The sequence below is a fragment of the Paenibacillus sp. TCA20 genome (assembly GCF_000732325.1).
In the GTDB taxonomy this organism is placed as follows: Bacteria; Bacillota; Bacilli; order Paenibacillales; family Paenibacillaceae; genus Paenibacillus; species Paenibacillus urinalis.
The window spans coordinates 772,495-792,375 of record NZ_BBIW01000001.1 but is presented as its reverse complement, the minus strand read 5'-3'; the positions used below and the strand labels follow the sequence as shown (position 1 = coordinate 792,375).

The following is a 19,881-nucleotide window of genomic DNA, read 5'->3' as shown; positions in this document are numbered from 1 at the left end:
GAATTTCCAGAGCGGCTCTTTTTTCGAAAAGGAAAATGGAGAGCTGGAACCCATCACTTGCATGTGTACAAGTACAAGGGTCCGCATTGGATTAACCAGTTGCTGTTCCGCGAGTATCTGAACTCCCATGAAGAAGTCAAACAGGAATATGATCGGCTCAAAAAGAAACTGCAAGCAGCGCATATCTATGACCGTGTGGCCTATACCGAAGGGAAATCGGATTTTATTATCCAGACGATCCAGCAGGCGAGGGAAGATAAGCAATTGATTGCAAAACTGCATAGCAAGGGCTTGATATTGTAATCTAGTCTATTACAAGGGGGAGACGTCAATGGAGCAGCTTAAATGGCTCACGTGGGCACAGCAGATTCAGGCCATTAGTCAAACCGGTTTGGCTTATTCGAAGGACGTATATGACCTGGAGCGTTTTGAGCAGCTTAGAGCAATCAGCATCGAAATCATGAAAGAATATGTGGATGTGGAAGTCGATCAGATCCGAGACCTTTTCGCAAGTGAGACTGGATATGCAACACCGAAGGTGGACGTCCGCGGGGTTGTTTTTCAAGACAATAAGATTCTAATGGTGAAAGAAAAGATCGATGGAGCATGGGCGCTTCCTGGGGGCTGGGCGGACATCGGGCTGTCTCCCAAAGAGGTTGTTGTAAAGGAAGTGCGGGAAGAATCCGGCTATGAAGTACAGGCTGTCCGCCTGCTTGGCGTATATGATAAGAAGTTCCACGATCATCCGCCGTCCCCCTTTTATGTATACAAGATGTTTATTCGATGTGAGCTCATTGGCGGCAAACCTCAAGAAGGTGTGGAAACATCAGATGTTGGCTTTTTTGATGAGGATCATTTGCCGGAGCTCTCCATCGACAGAAACACCGAGAAGCAGATTAAGGCATTGTTCAATGACTTGAGAGATCCTTCAAGGGACGTATTTTGTGACTAGAGGTGGCAATGAAGAAATTAATTATTATTAACGGAACGATGGGTGTCGGCAAAACAACGGTAAGCAAAGAGGTCCATAAATCACTGGACAGATCCGTCTGGCTCGATGGAGACTGGTGCTGGATGATGAATCCTTGGGTGTTCAGTGAGGAGAACATTCGGATGGTCATGGACAACATTACCTATTTGCTTCGTAATTATCTTACCAATTCCACATTTGACTACGTCATCCTGAGCTGGGTTCTGCATAAGGAAGAGATCAGGGATGAACTGCTGGACAGGCTCAGTGGGCTGGAGTTCCAAGTCGATACGATCACGCTGAATTGCTCTGAGACTGCCTTGAGGAAGAGAATGGAGCAGGATCAGCGAACCGAGGAAGAGATTAAGCGAAGCGTGGATAGACTCCAAGGGTATGAGCATATGTAAACCACTCTAATAGATACAAGCATTGTAACAATGAATCAGGTAGTGGAGCAGATACGGTATATCATTAGATCAAGTTGAGATAAGCAAGACATTGTTTAGCCTGCAGGAGACAAGATGGTTATAGAAATTTACTACCAAGACGAATGAGCCGTGATGAAGTATAGTGAATTACAGGATTAGAAAAATGAATGGGGGATACGATTTGAAGATTGCTTTACTGATCGTGGATATGCAGGAGCTATTACTGAAGGACCAGGTTAAACCGCAGGATAAGCACAATGCCTGTGAGTATATCAATTACGTAGCGGATCGGCTTCGCGAGAATGATCAGGTCGTCGTCCATATCAAGGATATAGAAGGTGCAGATCATCCTGACGATGCGGCTTATGATTTTATACCAGAGATACATGTAGAAGCTGGGGATACCACCGTTAACAAGGTCCATTCCAATGCATTCTGGCAGACAGAGCTGGAATCGATGCTTACTGAAAAAGGTGTCGAGCTCGTCATCGTTTCTGGCTTCGCGGCGGAGCATTGTGTGCTCTTCACATATAATGGTGCCATCGAGAGGGGCTTCAACACGGCGATGCTGCAAGGAGGTATTCTAAGTTCAAGGGAAGATGCAGTTCAAACGACATATCGTGACAGGCAGATCATATCTTATACTGTCGTCGAGTTATTTGCAGCAAGCCTTACCCACCCGAAGAATTAATATATGGTGGGCGTTTTTTTTATATGCTGCTGAATATGAGATTGGGGGAACATGATGAGCTATATCATTCGTAAAATCAGAACTCCAGAAGACTATACTTCCATCGCGGAGATTCTCGGTTATGTTTTCTCTGAACCGACAACTGCAGAGAATCTGGCTGACGAGGATGCCAAAATTCCTGCTGCCGGATCACTTTGGATCAATGAGGACGGACAACTTGCCGGATTTGACCGGTATCGCTTGGTCGCTGTGAATGAGAAAGGCGAGGTTGTGGGCTACGGAATATCCTGGAGAGCGCCTTGGACCGAGGCAGGAGAGCTGAATCATCTTCTGGCTGTTCATCCGGATTACCGCAAGCAAGGCATTGGCCGAGCACTGTACAAAGAGCTTGAGAATTGGGCTGTCCTGAACGGAGCAAGCAAGCTGAATTATGAAGTAAACGATAATGATGCTTCGTCTATCGCATTTGCCGAGCATCGTCGATTTGAACGAGAAAGACATCAATTCGAATCTGTCCTAGAGCTATCGAATGATGGCCTGGAATCATCGATGCCTTCACAGTCCTCTATTGTTATTCAGCCTTTATCCGAGATGCTAGAGACAGAGGCCGAACAGAAGCTGTATGAGCTGTATAAAGGAACGAGCCGAGATATTCCGGGAATTAGCGGAAATTATTTTGATTTTCACGAATGGAAGAAGTGGACATTGGAGCTGCCCGGCTCAAGGCCCGAGTATGTGCTGATCGCCCTGGATGGAGATCGTTACGTCGGAGTAGCGCATCTGCTGCATCAGACCTCCACGGAGAGCATGTACCATGAGTATACAGGGGTAGATAAAGCGTACCGCGGCAGAGGGATCGGATTTGCATTGAAGGTAAGCGCTGTACAGCTTGCGAAGCAGTTGAAGATCAAGTACTTGCGTACGAATAATGACTCTCTGAACCATCCCATGCTTCACATCAATCGAGACCTGCTGGGATATAAGCCGGTGCCGGGAAGATATAAGATGGTAAAGAAACTGCCTAAAGAGAATAATGCTCTAGTGAACAAAGCAGCTAAACTCGAATCAAATGTAAAAGTAGATCTCATTTTGGAATCGGGTCCTGACTGAAGCCGCTGGCGAGGATCTTACAGTCAGATACGAACAAGGAAAGAGAATTCAGAGTTTTACGATTCGCTGACACAGAAGGTGAGGAATCGGTTCATGCTTGAAGTACTTCCTGCAAGATTAACGGATGGTCCAGAAATATTAGAGCTGTGGACAGGTGCGGCCCGCTGGATACAGGCCAAAGGGATCAACCAGTGGCATCCTGATGAATTTAACCTCGCGAAGACCGAACAATTGATTATGGATCGTGAGCTGGAGCTTTTTGTGGCAAAAATGGACGGGATCATCATAGGTACGCTGTACATTTGCTGGTCTGACCCGGTTGTCTGGGGCGATCTGAATGATGCGGTGTCGTCCGGATATATTCACAGGTTTGCCGTCAAGAGATCACATTTGGGTCAAGGCGTAGGCAGAGAGCTGTTGTTGTGGGCAGAAGATTACATACGAAGTAAAGGAAAGAAGCAGATTAGGCTGGACTGCATGGCAGATAACGAGAGGCTAAATCAGTACTATGTAACTTCTGGATATATCCATAAGAAGCTGCTCCACTGGGATAATGGCTGGAAGATCAATTTATATGAGAAGGAGTAATCTCCTTTCAAAGATCGATTCAAATTTTTTAGTTTAGGGATTATAAAATAGGTTAGAGTCTCCATCCGTTTAGGAATGGGGGCTTTTTTTGTCGAAATGTGAAATAATTCCTTGCAATTAGAAACTAGTCATGACGGGGTCATATTTAACTTGAGAATAGAGAATTTATGCAAAAAATAGTCTTATAGTATTAAAAAACTAACAAAAAAAGCCGATTAGAAAAAGTGAACACCAGTTTACTTTTAGTGAAGGTAAGATTATATAGTTCTTAAGCACTACTTGTAAATTGAATACGTGGCAAAGCTGTTGAAAAGCAGTGACGCAAAGCTAGAGGGACTACTTCCGTAAGGAAATGTCAGCCAGTTGCTTGAATGAGCCATGGCATTATTTTGTCCATAGGTTCATTTTTTTGTTTATTAAAGCAATCCATGAGAAAGGAGGAAGTAGACAACAACGACCAAGGCTGGAAGGTTTACCATGCAATTTAAGATGAAATAGAAATACATATGGATGAGTAGGGAGAGAACTGTCAGACATGAGTAAGTTAAAAAAATGGAGCTTCAAAAACCTGAGCATTGTTGCTAGAAATATGATACTCACAAGCTTCTATATCATTATTACAGGTGCTGTCGTTATTGGCTGCAGTCAGTTTATTCAAGGTAATGTATTGACCAAACAGCTTCAATCCGATTCCGGAAAATTAATGGAGGCTCTGGGAAGCCAGGTATCTGTGGAAGATGCGGAAGCAGCGAAAAATAACCCGGATCCGAATTCTCCGATTCAACAGCAAATTACGGCTGTATTTGATGAGTTATCCAAGACCCATCCCAATGTAGCACAAGGCTATATCTTTGGACCGGAGCTGGAAGAGGGTACGCAAACCTCGATCATTGCACTGCCAACTGCAGTGCTTGAGATGTTCGCTGCAGAAGATATGGCACTTGGCGACATGTACGCACAGCCTCAAATTCATGCAGACGGCGTGAAGGAGATGCTTGAGACCAAGGAAATAGCCTACACCGCTGCTTATAACGATGATTATGGTACATGGATTACGGTACTGTATCCCTTTGTGAATGGAGCAGGCGAAGTATTTGCATATATGGGAATTGATGTGGATGCAAGTCTGATTGCAACAGGCAAGCAGGAGCTGCTGACATACACACTTCTTGCACTGCTGATTACGCTCGTTATCGTTCTTGCATTGCAATACATTACACTTAGACAGACCTTCAAGCCGGTCAAAGAGCTGATGGGTGCACTTGATAAGATAAGTAAGGGTGACTTTACCGTACAGCTGAGAACGAGTGATGATGAGCTTGGACAAGTCAACGAGAAATTCAACACCACAGCAAGTAACATCGGTCGTTTGGTTACTACGATCAAGAGGGTATCCGAGCAATCCGCGGAGCAATCCAAATTCTTGTTCAGTGCGGTTGAAGTTAACAACGAAAATACGGTAGATATTACGAAAAATATTGAAGAAATGACCAATAGTGTTGCGAAGCAAAGTGTGTCGATATCAGAGAGCGTTGTTTCGCTCGAAGAGATCTCATCCGGTGTGACCACAATTGCCGGAAATACGTCCGAGCTGTCCGAGATATCCTTGCAGATGAAGGAGCAGTCTGAGGTAGGACATCAGAATGTAGATCAGGTCATTGAGCAGATGAATTCCATCAATCGTTCGGTTAAGAACTCGGTAGATATTATTGAGAAGCTGCAGATGCGTTCCGGCGAAATTGGCCAGATCGTTCAAGTGATTACAGAGCTTGCTTCACAGACGAACCTGTTGTCTCTGAATGCAAGTATTGAAGCAGCAAGAGCTGGTGAAGAGGGACGAGGATTTGCGGTCGTAGCGGATGAAGTGAAGAAGCTGTCCGAAGCCTCCAAGAAATCGGCAGATCAGATTGCAGAATTGATCGGATACATCCAGGATGAGACGGCTCTTGCTGTAGAGGCCATTGGTGATGGAGAGCAAAATGTAGCCAAAGGTATTGAGATCGTCAAAGAAACCGGCTCGATCTTCAAAGGCATTCTGGTTTCAACCGATTCCGTCACAAGTCAAATTCAAGAAGTATCTGCGGCTACACAGCAGATGGTTGCAGAAACAGAGCAAATTACAGCTTCAATTAAATCACTCGCGGATATGGCTGAGAAGAATTCAGTAGTCTCCGGTCAAATTGAGCGTAGTGCTCAAGAGCAGCAGGCTGCTTTTGCCAAGATTTTTGATTCAGCGGAACAAATGAATGAGGTTGCAAGCGAATTAGAATCATTAGTAGACAAACTTAGAGTGCAATAATAAAAGGGGGCTGATATCTGTTGAATACCACCATGTTGTTAGAACAAACCAAGCAGTATTGGTCTGACGAGCTGCAGCTGCCTTTGCCTGGATTTCATTTGTATACAGATGGGTCATTGAACTATGCCAAGCAGGCAGCAGCTCAGACAGAACAGGTACTGAACCTCGAGCCCGTAATGCTGAAGCGTTACAGTGAACTATATGATATGAAGGCATGGATGCTTGCCGGATACGCGGTATTCCTGCACCGAATGACTCAGGACAATGAGATGCTGATTGGTGTGCAAAACAGAAGAGAACAGCTTCTTCCCATGCGTATCTCCATAAGTGGAACAGATTCGTTCAGACGTGTGTATGAGCAGGTGTTGGATAAGCTTGTACAACTGGATTCAACAGAGCTGAGCCATGCGGATGTGGAGCATATAGCTGGATACACGGTTCAATATCAAACGATATACGGCATGAAGCTTCATCATGAAGCCAGCAGACTGAATTGGTACGTGCAGGAGGGGCCGGATACCTGGCTCCTTCATGTTTCGTATGATTCGCAGCTGTTCAAGCAAGCTACCATTCGCCGATACATGCAGCACTTTGAGCGGTTATTGAGCGGTGTGCTTGAAGATGGAGATATGGATACGACGATTTCTAGTCTTCCCATTCTGACAGAAGAAGACTGGAGAGCCTACGATGTGCTGAACGACACGAAGATGAGTGTCCCTGAGCAGACCACCATCGTGTCCATGTTCACTTCGGTAGCTGCACAGTTTCCAGATCGAACCGCCTTGTCCGCGAATGAGGATGAGCTTACTTATCAGGAGCTCGACCTGCTGTCAAACAAAGTTGCAAATATGCTCTTGGAGAAGGGGATACGCAAGGGTGAATTTGTATCCCTCTTTATGGAGCGAAGCTTAGAGACGATTGTAAGCCTGCTGGGTGTAATGAAAGCTGGAGGAGCTTATATCCCGCTTGATCCGACCCATCCGGAGGAGAGAAATGCATATATCATCGAAGATACGAAATCGAAGGTGATCCTGACCGAGAGCAGCTATATTCCGAAGCTGGATTCACTGCTTGCCGGATTCGAGCATAGACCGGAAATCGTCTGTTTAGATCAGCTTGACGGTTCCTATTCCGAGACGGCGCCAGCGATCCGTATTGACGAGGATGATCTGGCCTATGTCATTTATACTTCGGGATCAACAGGCAAGCCGAAGGGAGCCTTGATTGCCCATAAAGGGGTTGTCAATTTGGCGATGGCGACCAAGCAGGATCTTGGCTTAACGGAAGAGGATATGATTCTGCAGTACTCTACCTTCAGTTTCGATGCTTCCGTGTATGATATCTTCGGTTCGATCGGGAGCGGTGCCAGACTGCATCTGCTGTCCGATGAAGAACGGTTCTCTATCGACGCTTTTACAGAAGCTGTGGAGCAGTTAGAAGCGACCCGTATCGCCATTTTGCCAACCGTATTCTTTAACAGGCTTGCCGCCTATCTGCCGGAAGATGCCGCAGTAAAATATGAGAAGATTAAGAGCATCACTGTCGGGGGAGAAGCCCTGACAGGAGAGACGGTACGGATGTTTCAGAAAAAGCTGCAGATTCCGGTGACGAATCTCTATGGTCCTACCGAAATTACCGTTGTTGCAACCGGACATAAGGTAGACTACCCCGTGCCGGAGGATGTCTCCACGATTGTGATCGGGACTCCGCTTGCCAATTACGAGCTGTATATTGTGGACGGGAACAATGACCTGTGTCCCATCGGAGTAACAGGAGAGCTGCTAATCAGCTCTGTAGGTGTAGCCAAAGGTTACTTGAACCAGCCGGAGAAGACGAAGGAAGCATTTATCTCAGATCCGATTCGACCGGGTTCAGGGAAGAAATTTTATCGCTCTGGTGATTTGGTGCGGCTATTGCCGAATGGACAGGTTGAATACAGAGGCAGACGGGATTCGCAGATTAAGATCAGAGGATTCCGAATTGAAATTGGTGAGATTGAAAATAGTTTTGCCAAGCACGAGAATATCAAGGACGTTGCAGTCATTCCAATTACTGAGGATGGCAACAAATTGTTAGCGGCATTTTATACAACGAACGATGGGGCAGCAATACCTAAGAAGGCTCTTGTGCAATATCTAAGTAAGAAGGTTCCGGGATATATGGTTCCTACGTATATGCAGCATGTAGTGGAAATGCCGTTATCTCCTACGGGAAAAGTGGACCGTAAACAACTCGCAGCTTATGAACTTAAGGCAGATGAGTATGATTCGATATATATGGCACCGGAGAATGAGATTCAGCAAGCGGTCGCAGCGTCCTGGAAGCAGGTACTGGACTTAGAGAGAATCAGTATTCATGATGATTTCTTCGAGATTGGCGGGTACTCGCTCAAGATTCTTGAGATTCTGGTTCTGCTGAAGCCAAGCTATCCATTGCTCAAGATCAATGACTTCTTCCAGTATCCAACGATTGCCAGATTGGCCGAGCGGATCGAGGAGCTTAATCAGGCGGTAGAGAAGGATGCCAGGGATATAGATATCGTCAATCGTCCGATTGAGGATTTAGCAGAACATCCGGCAGTCATTGGTACTGCAGATCATTTCAGCATAAAGAGGTCTGCACAGAAAAACATTTTGCTAACCGGAGCAACCGGATATTTAGGCTCTCATTTGCTGGCAGAGCTGCTTCAGCGTTCAGATGCTATCGTGTACTGTCTCGTTCGCTCTTCTTCGGGAGTCGATCCCTACTCACGTTTGGTTCACATTATGGAGGGCTACTTCGGCAGTGAATCTGCAGAATGGATCGAGAACCGGGTTGTTGTATTGGAAGGAGATCTGGAGAAGGAGAACCTGGGGCTTAGTGAGGCAGACCAAATGCTGGTGGCTAAGCAGATTGATTCTATCATCCACTGCGGTGCGGATGTGAGACACTTTGGAGATGCCAAGCATTTTGCTAATGTGAATGTAGAGAGCACGAATCGCCTGCTGTCTCTCGCGAGAGAAGGAAGTGGCATCCGGTTCCACTTTATTTCCACACTTGGTATTCCGGAAGAGCTTGCTGAGAATGGACAATGGGCCGACATCGTTCAAGGGAACGACTATATGACATCATATGTCGAGAATGTATATACGAATAGCAAGCTTGAAGCGGAGAAACTGGTAATACAGGCGGGTGAAGAAGGAGTGCCGGTGAATGTTTATCGAGTGGGTAATTTATCCTGCCGCTCAGATAATGGGGTATTCCAAAATAATATCGATAACAACGCCTTTTACCGCATGCTGAAGGCGATGCTGCTGCTGAGAAGAGCCCCTCGGGTTCGATGGGAAGTGGATATGACTCCGATCGACTACGCAGGACAAGCCGTTACCGCGCTTGCGCTTCAGGATGAGACCGTAGGAAGAGTCTTTCACATATGTAATCCGGTTACGATTCCATATGAGCGTATGGTCGAGTACTTTACAGACGCTGGCTATGACATCACGTTAATGGACTTGAAAGAGTTTGAGGGCTGGCTGCTTAATCCCAACGAACCGAAGGATTCAGCTGGAGTCGAACTTGCGATGGCTCAGCTGGAAGGGGATGGAGCGAAGAATTCCATGTTCCGGTACACATGTCCGCAGACGATGGAGTTCCTTGCAGGCACTGGGGTGCAGTGTGCCGAGCCAGACGCGGCGTACTTTAATAAGCTGATTCATCATGCGGTGGAGATTGGATATTTTATTCAACCGAATTCATTTGATAATGTTACAAGATAAGTTAAGAAATGGATTCGAGCATCAGTAGAAATAGAGGAATATCAAGATTAGGTTTTCAAGCTGTATTCAACAATTGTATAATAATGGAATGTTGGGCTTTATGTACATAAGCTCGTAATGATTTCCGAGGCCCTGCCCAAGATAGAAGATATCTGAGGCCGGGCCTTCTTTTTTATATAATAAATTAGACACAGCACAACAGATGCTTTAATTCAAAGGAGTGTAGTGATGGACACAGATTATACATACTTAATGATGGCATTTGAAGAAGCGATGATAGCAAGAGATGAAGGGACCTTTCCCATTGGAGCAGTCCTTGTGGATGAGAACGGTAAAGTCATCAGCAGGGGAAGAAATCGGGTGTTTTCGGAATGTGATTCAACAGCCCATGCCGAAGTGGATGCGATTAGACAAGCAGGACAGCTTATCGTAAACCCAGCAACCCGTAAATTCATACCCAACAATGGTCTGACGTTATACACTACTTGTGAGCCTTGTCCGATGTGTACAGGTACAATCGTATTGTCGTTGATTCGAAAAGTAGTGTGGGCAGCCAATGATGAAGAGATTGGTGCGTTCAGAAGGTTTAAAAACGCGGGCAGTCCACTTCCTGTATATGATGATTTGTTTAATCAAATTGAGTACACCGCGGCACCGTATCCAGATTTAGAAGAGCGTCAAAGAGCCTTGCTGGCAGAGTGGAATATCAATCGCGGCTATACGGATACCCATTGGAATCAAGAAGCGGAGGGATCTTCGTGCCGGTAAGAGCATTAATATTTGATCTGGATGATACGCTGTCCGATCGACAGGCTTCCATTGAAGACTATATTTCGAGATTCATTACAACGTACTTCCCTCAAGCGGATGCAAGCAGGCAAGCCTTCATCGCTGAACGGTTTAGAGAAGCAGATCAGAATGGCTACCGTGATAAAAAAGAAGTATACGATATGCTGGTAAGTCAGCTCAGCTGGTCTGATCCGCCCACGGCTGAGGAGTACATTGCCTTCTTCAAAGAAGAGCTGCCACGCTGCATTAAGCCGATGGAGCATCTATATCCGGTTCTGGATTATTTTAAGTCCAAAGGCGTACCCATGGCTGTCATCACAAATGGTTCGGTCCAGGTGCAAGGCGCTAAGATTGCTCAGCTTGGAATTCGGGACTATTTTGATACCGTGATCATATCAGCGGAAGCAGGGATAAAGAAGCCTCATCCGGATATCTATGCCATCGCGTTACAAAGGTTAAACATGGCCCCAGCGGATGTATGGTTCATCGGAGATCATCCTCAGAATGATGTAGCAGGGGCAGTAAAATGCGGCATTCAGGCCATATGGATGGCAAGAGACAACGTATGGGATGATCAGCTCGAGCATAAGCCACACAAGTCGATCAGAAACCTGCAGGAGTTAGTGCCGATATATGAGAACGCGTTAGGATTAAATAATGCATCGAACGAAGGACATAAAGTATAGAAGCGAGGTTATCATCATGGAGAACTATTCGAAAATTATGGGCATTCCAGTTCCAAAGCTCACGATGACAGAGACGGTCCAAATCTTGAGTGAGGTCATAGAGAAGCAGCGGGAAGAGCTTTACCATGTCGTTACCTTGAACCCGGAGATCGCGATGTCCTGTCAGCATAATGCTGCGCTTCGTCAGATTGTAGATCGTGCCGGGCTGCTTACCGCCGATGGTGCAGGAATTGTGATGGTCTCAAGGGTCAAAAGAGATCCCCTTCCTGAGCGGGTAACGGGCAGCGATCTTCTCTATCATCTTCTTGCCGCCGGGCATCAGAAGAATTGGTCTTTCTATCTGCTAGGTGCGGATGAGGAGACGAGCCATGCCGCGGAAGCGAATATACGATCATCCTACCCTGGTGCCATCATAAAGGGGAGGCATCATGGTTTCTTCCATCCTTCCGAGGAAGGGCGAATCCTAGAGGAGATCAGTTCAGCGAATCCGGATATCCTTGTCGTTGCACTCGGCGCGCCTTATGCGGAAGAATGGATCGATAAGCACCGAGATCAACTGAATGCGCGGATCGCGATCGGCGTTGGAGGCACGCTTGATATTATAGCTGGAAGAGTAAAAAGAGCACCCCGCATCTGGCAGAGGCTGAATCTGGAGTGGATGTACAGACTTATAAATCAGCCTTCAAGGTGGAGAAGGCAGCTGATCTTGCCAAGATTTGCAGTGAGAGCTATTCTTTACAGAGATCCAAATTAAGACGAGTGATCAGACAACAAGACAATGAATAGGAGATCGAACGACAATGTCCGAACATAAATATCAAACGATTCACAGGATGCCAAGTGTGAAGGAATATATTGATTTATGCAGTTCAGTCGGCTGGCAAGAGGTCATGAATTTTGATGCAGCTGAACAATCACTGCAGCATTCCTGCTATGGCGTTGTTATAGAATATAATGGAGAGGCTGTCGGCATGGGAAGAGTCGTGGGCGATGGCATCATGTATTTCTACGTCCAGGATATTGTCGTGAAGTCGGAGCATCAGAGTAAGGGGCTGGGACAGCTGATCATGAGGGCGATCCAGCAATATTTAAGTGAGCATGCGGCTGAGAAGGCATTTGTCGGGCTATTTTCCGCTCAGGGCAAAGAAAGCTTTTATCAGAAATACGGTTTTAATATGCATCAAGGCATGACCGGCATGTTCGGCGTCATTCATGACCGTGAAATAAAGTAATGTAGGAGGCAGGCGGATATGGAAAGGCTAGTAGATTCCAGCAGTGAGAAGCTTAGGGCAAACGGGGACTTCCTCACCGTACTATATGTGCTGCTATATTGCATTCATTTCGTTAGCTGTCACCGGATCCGTGTGTTGGATACATACCTCTGTCAGATCAAATTAAAGCTGGAAGAACAGCGAAGAATCCACTTGAAGAGCAAGGAGGGTAAATGAGACAGAGAGGAATAAATTATACACTTATTTTGTTACTCTTTGGTGTAATTATTTCAGGCTGTTCTTTGGTGGGTGAACAAGAGCAAGAAGGTCTTGAAGTCAGATCTCTTATGGTTGCTTTCGGCGGGGGAGCTAATGGCACCATCGTTTCCTACAATTTTACACTATGGAACTTGAGCGAGGAGCCCATTACTGTTTCATCTATTGAACCCGTTCTGTCGAAAGCAGCAATGGAGCGATTGGAAGGTCAAGACATCCGTATGGAGCTGAACCAAACAATAGAGCCAGAAGCCTCTGTGTATATTGAAGGTCTCTTTAATCTAAATACGGAAGGGATGTCTAAGCAACAAATCATTGATGAGGACCTCGATATTCAAAATTTTAAAATCACAACCGAGCAGGTGTTACCCGTTCATTGAGAAGATGTCTTGAAAAGTAATCTCTGTAAGGATGGTGAGTGTTCTGCGATGTACATCCATTTCAGATTATTGAATCTATCCGCTTGGCTGACCGTGTTATTGGTATTATTCATACCGGGAAGACAGGCTTTTGATGGTAATCAAAGAACAGAATTTGGAGTTCCGTTCAAGTATATTACTCGGTATGATCGCGCACCTAATAATGGTTCTTGGATTCTCGACAATATCTCCATTGACATCCTACCATTCATAATTAATGTTGCTGCAATCTATAGCGTGCTGCTGGTGATTAGATCACTAAAGCACAAATATAAACATAAGGGTATTGGGAAAGAAATATAAATCTCATCCTGAATTGAAAAAAGCAGGGGGATAGCTAAAATGCTGTACAACAAGATCGCAGTCATTTCAGATATTCATAGTAATGTATATGCTTTAAATGCGGTGCTGAAGGATATTGAAACGAGAGATATAGATATTACTTTGAATCTGGGAGATTCGTTGTTCGGACCAATCGATCCAATAGGAACTGCTCAGCGCTTGATGGATCACGACCAGATGATTCATATCATGGGCAATTGTGACGAGGAATTATTGAAGGATCATAGCGATTCTCTTACATATCAATTTGTCAAACCGTTGCTGGATTCAGAGCTGCTCAGGTGGGTCCACAGCTATAAGTCAACGTGGAAGTATGAAGATATCTTGTTTTGCCATGGAACGCCAGGATCTAATCGTACCTATTTATTGGAGCAAGCTACTAAATCAGGTATTGTCTATAAAAGTGCTGAATTGCTCTCGGACGAGCTTCGCTCTATACAGGAGCAATATATCATATGCGGGCATAGTCACGTGAGCAGGACTCAGTTCCTGCTGGATGATAAAATCGTTATTAACGCAGGGAGTGTCGGACTTCCCGCATACGAAGATGATTTGCCTGTTCCACATGTAATGGAATCGGGTAGTCCTCACGCCAAATATGTCATACTAACGCGAAACGATCGAGGTTCTTGGGATATTGCACATCTCCAAATCGCCTATGACTGGGAACGTGCGGCTGACATTGCCAACCAGAACGGGCGTAACGACTATGCTTATGCCATTATGACAGGAAGAGCACTTGTTAAGGGTTGAGAGTGTTTGCTCTGATGACTCAAGCTCTGATAGGGGGGAGTATATGAATGTGAATTCGTTTCATTCTACGATTAATTCTTTGTTTGGTGAGCTGCTGGAACAGTTCAAAAATGAATGGCTCAAAGAAGAGCATGTAGAAACAAGTCATACCAATTAATGAGTTAGCATTTTCAAATGAGTATTCTCCTGTTACATTAAATGAAGGTATATATGAAAAATTGTCATTAGACGATCATTCAGACGAAACGAAGACCAAGACATAAGGGTGGTCGGAATAAGAGGTGGTACATTGTACTCGCAAACGAAAGAGCCGCAGCAGCGATTAGCAGACAATGCGGTCAAAATATGGTGGATCAGTGCAGTAATCAGTAATGTGATCGGGTTTGTAGTACTCGGGGTGTTGTTATTTCTCGACTATTATTTCTCCTGGTATGCTTGGATCGGCTGGGTTCTCATCGGACTCACGATCATCTCGGTGCTCTATGCTGTCTGGGATATCTTGATCCGTCCCAAGCTGCTATACGCACACTGGCGCTATGATGTAACAGAGCAGTTTCTCCAGCTGAAGTTCGGTACGCTGACTGAGGTCCATCAGCTAATTCCCATGACCAAGATTCAATCGGTGGCTACCCGTCAGGGTCCGCTGCTTCGCAAATATAATTTGTACGCTTTATCGGTAGATACGATGGGATCTTCACACAGTATTCCTATTCTGCCTGAGCAGGTTGCGCTGGACCTGAGAGACCAAATCGCTTATTATGCCAAAATAAAAGAGGTGGATGAATGACCGAAGATAAACGTTATCATCCATTGTTAATTCTATTTGAAGTATGGAAGCTGATTAAAAATACCTTCTCCATTATTATTTTGTTGTTTGTTATCCAAATGGGTTCCGAAGCGAAGTGGGTCATATACGGAAGATGGCTTTTTTATCTGGTTATCGTGGGTTGTCTTATTACTATCGTGTGGCGCTGGATCACCGAGCGTTACCGCCTCGATGATACCTCCTTTCATCTTGCGCAAGGGGTATTCGTCAAATCGAAGCGCACGATTCCATTCAGAAAAATTCAAAATGTAAACCGTCATGCTTCATTGTTTCATCGAATTTTTAAGGTGACCTCCATCAGGTTTGAGACAGGGATGACGGGGGACGAAGCGGCTGTGGAGTTTCAAGTGATATCTCGTGCCGAAGCAGATCGCATTGAGAAGTACATCGCTGACCAAGTGAATAAAGAGCGTGTCGCTTCTGCTATGCATTCCAAGAACACAACTAACGAAATGGACAGCGCTCCAAATGATGAGAACGAGATCGAATTGACAGCAGATCAGATACAAGATTCTTCGGATCAGGCCCACGACACGGTCCATGCCGCGACTTATGAACAAGCTCCTGAAGCACAGCAGCGCACGCTCCATTTCAAGCCGACCAGGAAGGAAGTATTAAAGGCTTCTTTTACATCGCTCAGTTTCCTGGTCCTTATTCCCATTGTGGGGACACTGTACTCTAATGTGCAGGAGTTTATCGATATCGAGGAGCAGGCCGAGGGGATACTGTCCACGGTGTTATCCTCTTGGTGGATGACCTCATTGGTCATTGCCGGAATCATCGTGCTGGCTGTCATTCTTGGGATCGTGACTACATTTCTTAAGTACGGAAACTTTGAAATTTCTTCAGATGAGGAACGGATCTATATTGCCAAAGGGGTCATGGAGCAAACTGCGTTTTCCATTGCAAAAGAAAAGGTACAGGCGATTGAAATTACCCAATCCTTCATCAAGAGGCTGCTCGGACTGGCAGAGGTCAAGCTGGTCACGGCAGGCAGTGTGGGGGAAGCGGAGCATGAAGTGAACAGCCTGTATCCTTTTTTACCGGTGAGCAAAGTCCACGCCATGATCCCCAAGATGCTGCCGGCCTATGAAGTATCTCTCGATATGCAGCGTTTGCCTCGTACATCGTTATGGCTGCGTCTTGTGAGGCCAAGCTGGATCTGGATCGTTGCAACAGCGCTGCTCGTTTATTTTAAGCCGAACCTATTTGGCTGGGATGAAGCTTGGTGGGTATTATCCGCTGGCTTGCTTGTCTGTGTCGTGCTATGGAGAGTACTGGATTATCTCAACTGCAGATACAGCATTGGAGAGCATTTCGTTCAGTTTAAGAGCGGAGGATTTGCTACAAGTCTGTTTATTTCCAAGAGAGCCAAGATCACCGAAGTCAAAGTAACGCAAGGCATACTCCAGCGCCGTCTAGACCTGGCTTCCATCCAAACCACCAATCGTGCAAAGCCTGTCCTTCATCATAAAGCGCAGGATGTACCGGTGCAAGCAGCAGATCATTTTTACATGTGGTATATGGAACGGTCCAAGGATGTTTCAACTCTACATGAGCAGTGAATAACAGATACAATAGCTATAAAGGATATTCTCGGAAAATAACTCAGCCTGTAATCCACGTGGTTTAAGGCTGGGTTATTTTTTATAATAACATGTTGAGAGGGAGTTGGTGATTTCATGGATCCACTACGTTATCCTATAGGTCGATTTGTACCTGTTGGGCTATGGCGGATAATGATATGAATGCCTATATTCGGTTTAAACGTACTCTGACCGAGGATGTGCCGATCGCCAGCTCTTACAGGGAGGACCTGTGGGCCGAGCTCGAAGAGTATAGGAGAGCAGAAGTGGATGAGTCAATAACACTGCTAGCCATTCTGCATAAACGTTTCTATATTCTGGTAAGCAGTCTGTTTGATGAAGACTTTTACCGAATGCTCCGAACCGAACTACTGGGGACGATCACACTTGATACGGCACTGCAAAGATTCGTTTGGCATAATAGACATCACACTGCTCAAATAGAGGCACTGCTGCATCGCAAAGGTTGGCTGTGATCGTTACCTCGACCGTTCAATATTATAGCTGCAGACTGAAAAACAGTCCTTTTCTGTGTTAAAGCTCTTTTTGATAAGAACTTTTACATTGAAAAGAACTGTTTTCATTTCAATTCAAGTGTACTAAATACACTTACTCTTTCTTCACAAACACAACAGGGGTCTTGAATTTTAATATATGAATCAGCTGTTCTCCCATGTACTCAGGGGATTGATCAAAGTCATTGTTGATCCACTCCATAATGAGTCCAATGATGCCGTGAATCCGGTAGGTGCTGAACAGGCTGATGTCGATATGAGGGTCAATGTCGATATAGGAAAAATCAAATTCTTTTCGGAACAGCTGATCTAATCGTTTAGACATTTTTTCATAAAAATTATAGTTTGTTTTCTCATCGAACATCACCTTATAGAATCGCTTATGCGTGAGAAAGTGGTGGAATAATACGATCGAATCCGGTGGAAGCTTGTTAAAATCAATAATCTGAAGACCCACATACGGCTTGCGGTGAGCTTCCGTCATCAGCTCGAATACTTCTTCTATCATTTCATCCAGCAGATCTTCCTTCGACTCATAATGAGCATAAAAGGTTCCCCGGTTATAATCCGCGGCAGTCACAATCTCAGTGATCGTGATGTCATGAAAGCTTTTCTGCTCCATCAGAGATAACAGTGTTAATTTGAAATTTTCTTTGGTTCGTCTAACTCGCTTGTCTGGATGTTGAACGGGCATGAGAAACTCCTTTTGAAAATTTTAACGGACAAAAACCGTGATTATGTATGTTTTCGTACAAAACAAAAAATATTGCATATTGGGCCATGTATATAGTCGTATTATACTGAATTTGTTACAAAATTTCGACATTCCTTGAATTCGGTTTCAAGGTAAGGAGGACGACATTCATGGCTAGATTAGAAGGTAAAGTGGCAATTGTAACAGGTGCAGGGTCCGGAATGGGACGCGCAACTGCGAAATTATACGCACAAGAAGGAGCAAAAGTGGTACTCGCCGAGTTCAACGAGGCTTCTATGAACGAGACTTTGCAGGATATTCAAGCAGCAGGCGGTACGGCTGTAGCCATCAGAACAGATGTGTCTAAAGAAGCTGATGTTGAAGCAATGATTCAAAAGGCGGTTAGCGAATACGGTAAGCTGGATATCCTGGCTAACGTTGCCGGTATTTTCGATAACATGACTTCCGTAGAAAATACTTCAAATGAGCTGTTTGAGCGTGTAATGGGCGTTAACCTGAATGGTCAATTTTATGCATGCCGCTCTGCGATCAAAGTATTTAACACCCAAGAGACAGGCGGAACGATCGTGAACGTTGCATCCGTAGCTGGCTATCTTGGTGCACGCGGTGGTGCCGCTTATACCATGTCCAAGCATGCAGCGATTGGTCTTGTTAAAAATATTGCATCCTTCTACGGACGTGAAAACGGCAAGATTCGTGCGAATGTCATTGCACCAGGCTCTATTGCTACAGGCATGACTCCTAATTTTGCAGATCTGGACCCGCTTGGTGCGGCAACCTTCGGTGACCTCGGACCATTCAACGGAGGAGAAGCAGAGGACATTGCACAAACGGCCTTGTTCCTTGGTTCGGACGAATCGAAGTTCATTAATGGTGAAGTCATCACGGTGGATGGCGCATGGACTGCCCGTTAATTTCTAAGTATACAATAGTTCAATAGTTAAAAAGACCGCCAGCTTACTCCTGGGAATGGAGTAAGCTGGCGGTCTTTTTGTTAATTCGTATTTACAACTTCTAAGATGACAATTCAATCTCGATCAGCTCAACACCTGCAGGAAAGCTCGATCTGATCTTCGATATATTAGAGAAGTATGGATCATTAGATAAAACAGAGATACAATTACCATCGTACCCCGGCCAAAATATCGTTCGGGCAATCGTCATATCAATAACAACCGTATCCTGAATCTGAATCCCGCCCTGATATGTCACAGATATCGGCTCAATGGCAAAGGGAGACTCGTTCGAGCCTATAGACCAGATCACCTGTTCATTGCAGCTTGCCATGTTTAGAAATAACGGCAAGCTACTAGCAAGCTGGCTCTTGTTTCTTATATATAGTAACGTAATTCTTCTGTTCAACAGCTCGTGTTCTAACGAATGCAGCGTACACAGCTGTGCGAGATCTTCCTTCCAGAGAACGGAGGTATTCAGACAGAAGCAGATCGGGTAACTATCGAGATTGTTCATCCACTCTAACATAAACGGAGCACTGGAATCATCGAGGAAGACTGAGTTCGTACCTAGAAAATCCATAATATACGGAGCATGCTCTTGGTTAAATGTAAACGGAAAATGCCCTCCTGGGTTAGGCAGATTAGCATAATAGGTCGGAGGGAGATTAGCAAATTCGAGCTGCATGGAGGCACCTTCTTCAAGATTTTGAGTTCTAGTTCTAAGCTCAGTGTAGCAGAGTTGGAAGAGAAATGAATCATTATTAAGAGTTATTCAAAATTCGCTCTTACCTAAACTTAAGGTAAAATGTTATAATTGTTCAGTTGTTGAACCAATTTCGTTCGTTATAACGCGATATGAAATTGATTCAGGGTGTGTAGAGATATTGGCACTATTTGATCGCCAAAAATATATGTCGCAAGATACGTCTACCATCTGAAATTTTAATTTTAATTTTAATTTCGGAG

General features: G+C 45.0%; 21 protein-coding genes and 1 riboswitch. Of the genes, 19 read left to right on the top strand and 2 right to left on the bottom strand.

Features of this window, described 5'->3' with window-relative positions; translation table 11 throughout:
• From TCA2_RS03765 to TCA2_RS03675, 18 genes are all read left to right on the top strand, one after another.
• On the top strand, positions 1-303 hold a 303-nt coding region (locus TCA2_RS03765), incomplete at its 5' end, for a GrpB family protein (RefSeq protein WP_047910170.1).
• 28 nt (positions 304-331) lie between these two features.
• Positions 332-952 carry an NUDIX hydrolase gene (locus tag TCA2_RS03760; protein ID WP_047910169.1) on the top strand — a complete coding sequence of 207 codons (621 nt, stop codon included), beginning with the start codon at positions 332-334 and terminating at the stop codon, positions 950-952.
• Positions 953-960: 8 nt separating this feature from the next.
• Positions 961-1,377 (top strand): AAA family ATPase, encoded by a 417-nt coding sequence (locus TCA2_RS03755; protein WP_202964126.1) that lies wholly within the window; start codon positions 961-963, stop codon positions 1,375-1,377.
• A gap of 202 nt (positions 1,378-1,579) precedes the next feature.
• Positions 1,580-2,089: an isochorismatase family protein gene (locus TCA2_RS03750; RefSeq protein WP_047910168.1), complete on the top strand. Its 510-nt coding sequence runs from the start codon at positions 1,580-1,582 to the stop codon at positions 2,087-2,089.
• Positions 2,090-2,140: 51 nt separating this feature from the next.
• Positions 2,141-3,199, top strand: a complete 1,059-nt coding sequence (locus TCA2_RS03745) for a GNAT family N-acetyltransferase (protein ID WP_238546271.1) — start codon at positions 2,141-2,143, stop codon at positions 3,197-3,199.
• 93 nt (positions 3,200-3,292) lie between these two features.
• A complete protein-coding gene (locus TCA2_RS03740; RefSeq protein ID WP_047910167.1) occupies positions 3,293-3,787 on the top strand; it encodes a GNAT family N-acetyltransferase in 495 nt (164 codons plus the stop codon).
• Positions 3,788-4,073: 286 nt separating this feature from the next.
• A riboswitch (cyclic di-GMP riboswitch) is annotated at positions 4,074-4,158 on the top strand.
• Between the two features lie 164 nt (positions 4,159-4,322).
• A complete protein-coding gene (locus TCA2_RS03735) occupies positions 4,323-6,086 on the top strand; it encodes a methyl-accepting chemotaxis protein (RefSeq protein ID WP_047910166.1) in 1,764 nt (587 codons plus the stop codon).
• Positions 6,087-6,106: 20 nt separating this feature from the next.
• Positions 6,107-9,841, top strand: a complete 3,735-nt coding sequence (locus TCA2_RS03730; protein ID WP_047910165.1) for a non-ribosomal peptide synthetase — start codon at positions 6,107-6,109, stop codon at positions 9,839-9,841.
• 228 nt (positions 9,842-10,069) lie between these two features.
• The gene (locus tag TCA2_RS03725) at positions 10,070-10,609 is read left to right on the top strand and encodes a nucleoside deaminase (RefSeq protein WP_047910164.1); all 540 of its coding nucleotides are present in this window, start codon (positions 10,070-10,072) and stop codon (positions 10,607-10,609) included.
• Positions 10,600-11,316 (top strand): HAD family hydrolase, encoded by a 717-nt coding sequence (locus tag TCA2_RS03720; RefSeq protein ID WP_047910163.1) that lies wholly within the window; start codon positions 10,600-10,602, stop codon positions 11,314-11,316. The genes TCA2_RS03725 and TCA2_RS03720 overlap by 10 nt, the downstream gene beginning before the upstream one ends.
• Before the next feature lie 16 nt (positions 11,317-11,332).
• Positions 11,333-12,070 carry a WecB/TagA/CpsF family glycosyltransferase gene (locus tag TCA2_RS03715; RefSeq protein WP_047910162.1) on the top strand — a complete coding sequence of 246 codons (738 nt, stop codon included), beginning with the start codon at positions 11,333-11,335 and terminating at the stop codon, positions 12,068-12,070.
• Between the two features lie 46 nt (positions 12,071-12,116).
• Positions 12,117-12,548 (top strand): GNAT family N-acetyltransferase, encoded by a 432-nt coding sequence (locus TCA2_RS03710; RefSeq protein WP_047910161.1) that lies wholly within the window; start codon positions 12,117-12,119, stop codon positions 12,546-12,548.
• An 18-nt stretch (positions 12,549-12,566) separates the two neighbouring features.
• Positions 12,567-12,764 (top strand): hypothetical protein, encoded by a 198-nt coding sequence (locus TCA2_RS03705; RefSeq protein ID WP_047910160.1) that lies wholly within the window; start codon positions 12,567-12,569, stop codon positions 12,762-12,764.
• Positions 12,761-13,183, top strand: coding sequence for a hypothetical protein (locus TCA2_RS03700; protein WP_047910159.1), 423 nt, complete (start codon positions 12,761-12,763; stop codon positions 13,181-13,183). The genes TCA2_RS03705 and TCA2_RS03700 overlap by 4 nt, the downstream gene beginning before the upstream one ends.
• A 381-nt stretch (positions 13,184-13,564) precedes the next feature.
• Positions 13,565-14,317, top strand: a complete 753-nt coding sequence (locus TCA2_RS03690; protein ID WP_047910157.1) for a metallophosphoesterase — start codon at positions 13,565-13,567, stop codon at positions 14,315-14,317.
• Between the two features lie 289 nt (positions 14,318-14,606).
• Positions 14,607-15,104, top strand: a complete 498-nt coding sequence (locus TCA2_RS03685; protein ID WP_047910156.1) for a PH domain-containing protein — start codon at positions 14,607-14,609, stop codon at positions 15,102-15,104.
• Entirely contained in the window at positions 15,101-16,708 is a 1,608-nt protein-coding gene (locus tag TCA2_RS03680; RefSeq protein WP_047910155.1) for a PH domain-containing protein, read from the top strand. Before TCA2_RS03685 ends, TCA2_RS03680 begins: the two co-directional genes overlap by 4 nt.
• A 179-nt stretch (positions 16,709-16,887) precedes the next feature.
• Positions 16,888-17,205, top strand: coding sequence for a hypothetical protein (locus tag TCA2_RS03675; protein WP_052511714.1), 318 nt, complete (start codon positions 16,888-16,890; stop codon positions 17,203-17,205).
• Between the two features lie 133 nt (positions 17,206-17,338).
• On the opposite strand, the gene TCA2_RS03670 is transcribed toward TCA2_RS03675, so the two are convergent.
• The gene (locus TCA2_RS03670) at positions 17,339-17,938 is read right to left on the bottom strand and encodes a TetR/AcrR family transcriptional regulator (RefSeq protein ID WP_047910153.1); all 600 of its coding nucleotides are present in this window, start codon (positions 17,936-17,938) and stop codon (positions 17,339-17,341) included.
• 170 nt (positions 17,939-18,108) lie between these two features.
• Between TCA2_RS03670 and TCA2_RS03665 the strand changes: the two genes are divergently transcribed.
• Complete coding sequence (locus tag TCA2_RS03665; protein ID WP_047910152.1) at positions 18,109-18,873, top strand: SDR family NAD(P)-dependent oxidoreductase; 765 nt, start codon at positions 18,109-18,111, stop codon at positions 18,871-18,873.
• Positions 18,874-18,973: 100 nt separating this feature from the next.
• On the opposite strand, the gene TCA2_RS03660 is transcribed toward TCA2_RS03665, so the two are convergent.
• Complete coding sequence (locus TCA2_RS03660) at positions 18,974-19,600, bottom strand: hypothetical protein (RefSeq protein WP_047910151.1); 627 nt, start codon at positions 19,598-19,600, stop codon at positions 18,974-18,976.
• Between the last annotated feature and the right edge of the window lie 281 nt (positions 19,601-19,881).

Bases quoted from the DNA above. Each gene is read 5' to 3' on its own strand.
- TCA2_RS03760 (WP_047910169.1), top strand. From the start codon at position 332: ATGGAGCAGCTTAAATGGCTCACGTGGGCACAGCAGATTCAGGCCATT.
- TCA2_RS03755 (WP_202964126.1), top strand. From the start codon at position 961: ATGAAGAAATTAATTATTATTAACGGAACGATGGGTGTCGGCAAAACA.
- TCA2_RS03745 (WP_238546271.1), top strand. From the start codon at position 2,141: ATGATGAGCTATATCATTCGTAAAATCAGAACTCCAGAAGACTATACT.
- TCA2_RS03740 (WP_047910167.1), top strand. From the start codon at position 3,293: ATGCTTGAAGTACTTCCTGCAAGATTAACGGATGGTCCAGAAATATTA.
- TCA2_RS03735 (WP_047910166.1), top strand. From the start codon at position 4,323: ATGAGTAAGTTAAAAAAATGGAGCTTCAAAAACCTGAGCATTGTTGCT.
- TCA2_RS03725 (WP_047910164.1), top strand. From the start codon at position 10,070: ATGGACACAGATTATACATACTTAATGATGGCATTTGAAGAAGCGATG.
- TCA2_RS03715 (WP_047910162.1), top strand. From the start codon at position 11,333: ATGGAGAACTATTCGAAAATTATGGGCATTCCAGTTCCAAAGCTCACG.
- TCA2_RS03710 (WP_047910161.1), top strand. From the start codon at position 12,117: ATGTCCGAACATAAATATCAAACGATTCACAGGATGCCAAGTGTGAAG.
- TCA2_RS03705 (WP_047910160.1), top strand. From the start codon at position 12,567: ATGGAAAGGCTAGTAGATTCCAGCAGTGAGAAGCTTAGGGCAAACGGG.
- TCA2_RS03700 (WP_047910159.1), top strand. From the start codon at position 12,761: ATGAGACAGAGAGGAATAAATTATACACTTATTTTGTTACTCTTTGGT.
- TCA2_RS03690 (WP_047910157.1), top strand. From the start codon at position 13,565: ATGCTGTACAACAAGATCGCAGTCATTTCAGATATTCATAGTAATGTA.
- TCA2_RS03680 (WP_047910155.1), top strand. From the start codon at position 15,101: ATGACCGAAGATAAACGTTATCATCCATTGTTAATTCTATTTGAAGTA.
- TCA2_RS03675 (WP_052511714.1), top strand. From the start codon at position 16,888: ATGAATGCCTATATTCGGTTTAAACGTACTCTGACCGAGGATGTGCCG.
- TCA2_RS03670 (WP_047910153.1), bottom strand. From the start codon at position 17,938: ATGCCCGTTCAACATCCAGACAAGCGAGTTAGACGAACCAAAGAAAAT.
- TCA2_RS03665 (WP_047910152.1), top strand. From the start codon at position 18,109: ATGGCTAGATTAGAAGGTAAAGTGGCAATTGTAACAGGTGCAGGGTCC.
- TCA2_RS03660 (WP_047910151.1), bottom strand. From the start codon at position 19,600: ATGCAGCTCGAATTTGCTAATCTCCCTCCGACCTATTATGCTAATCTG.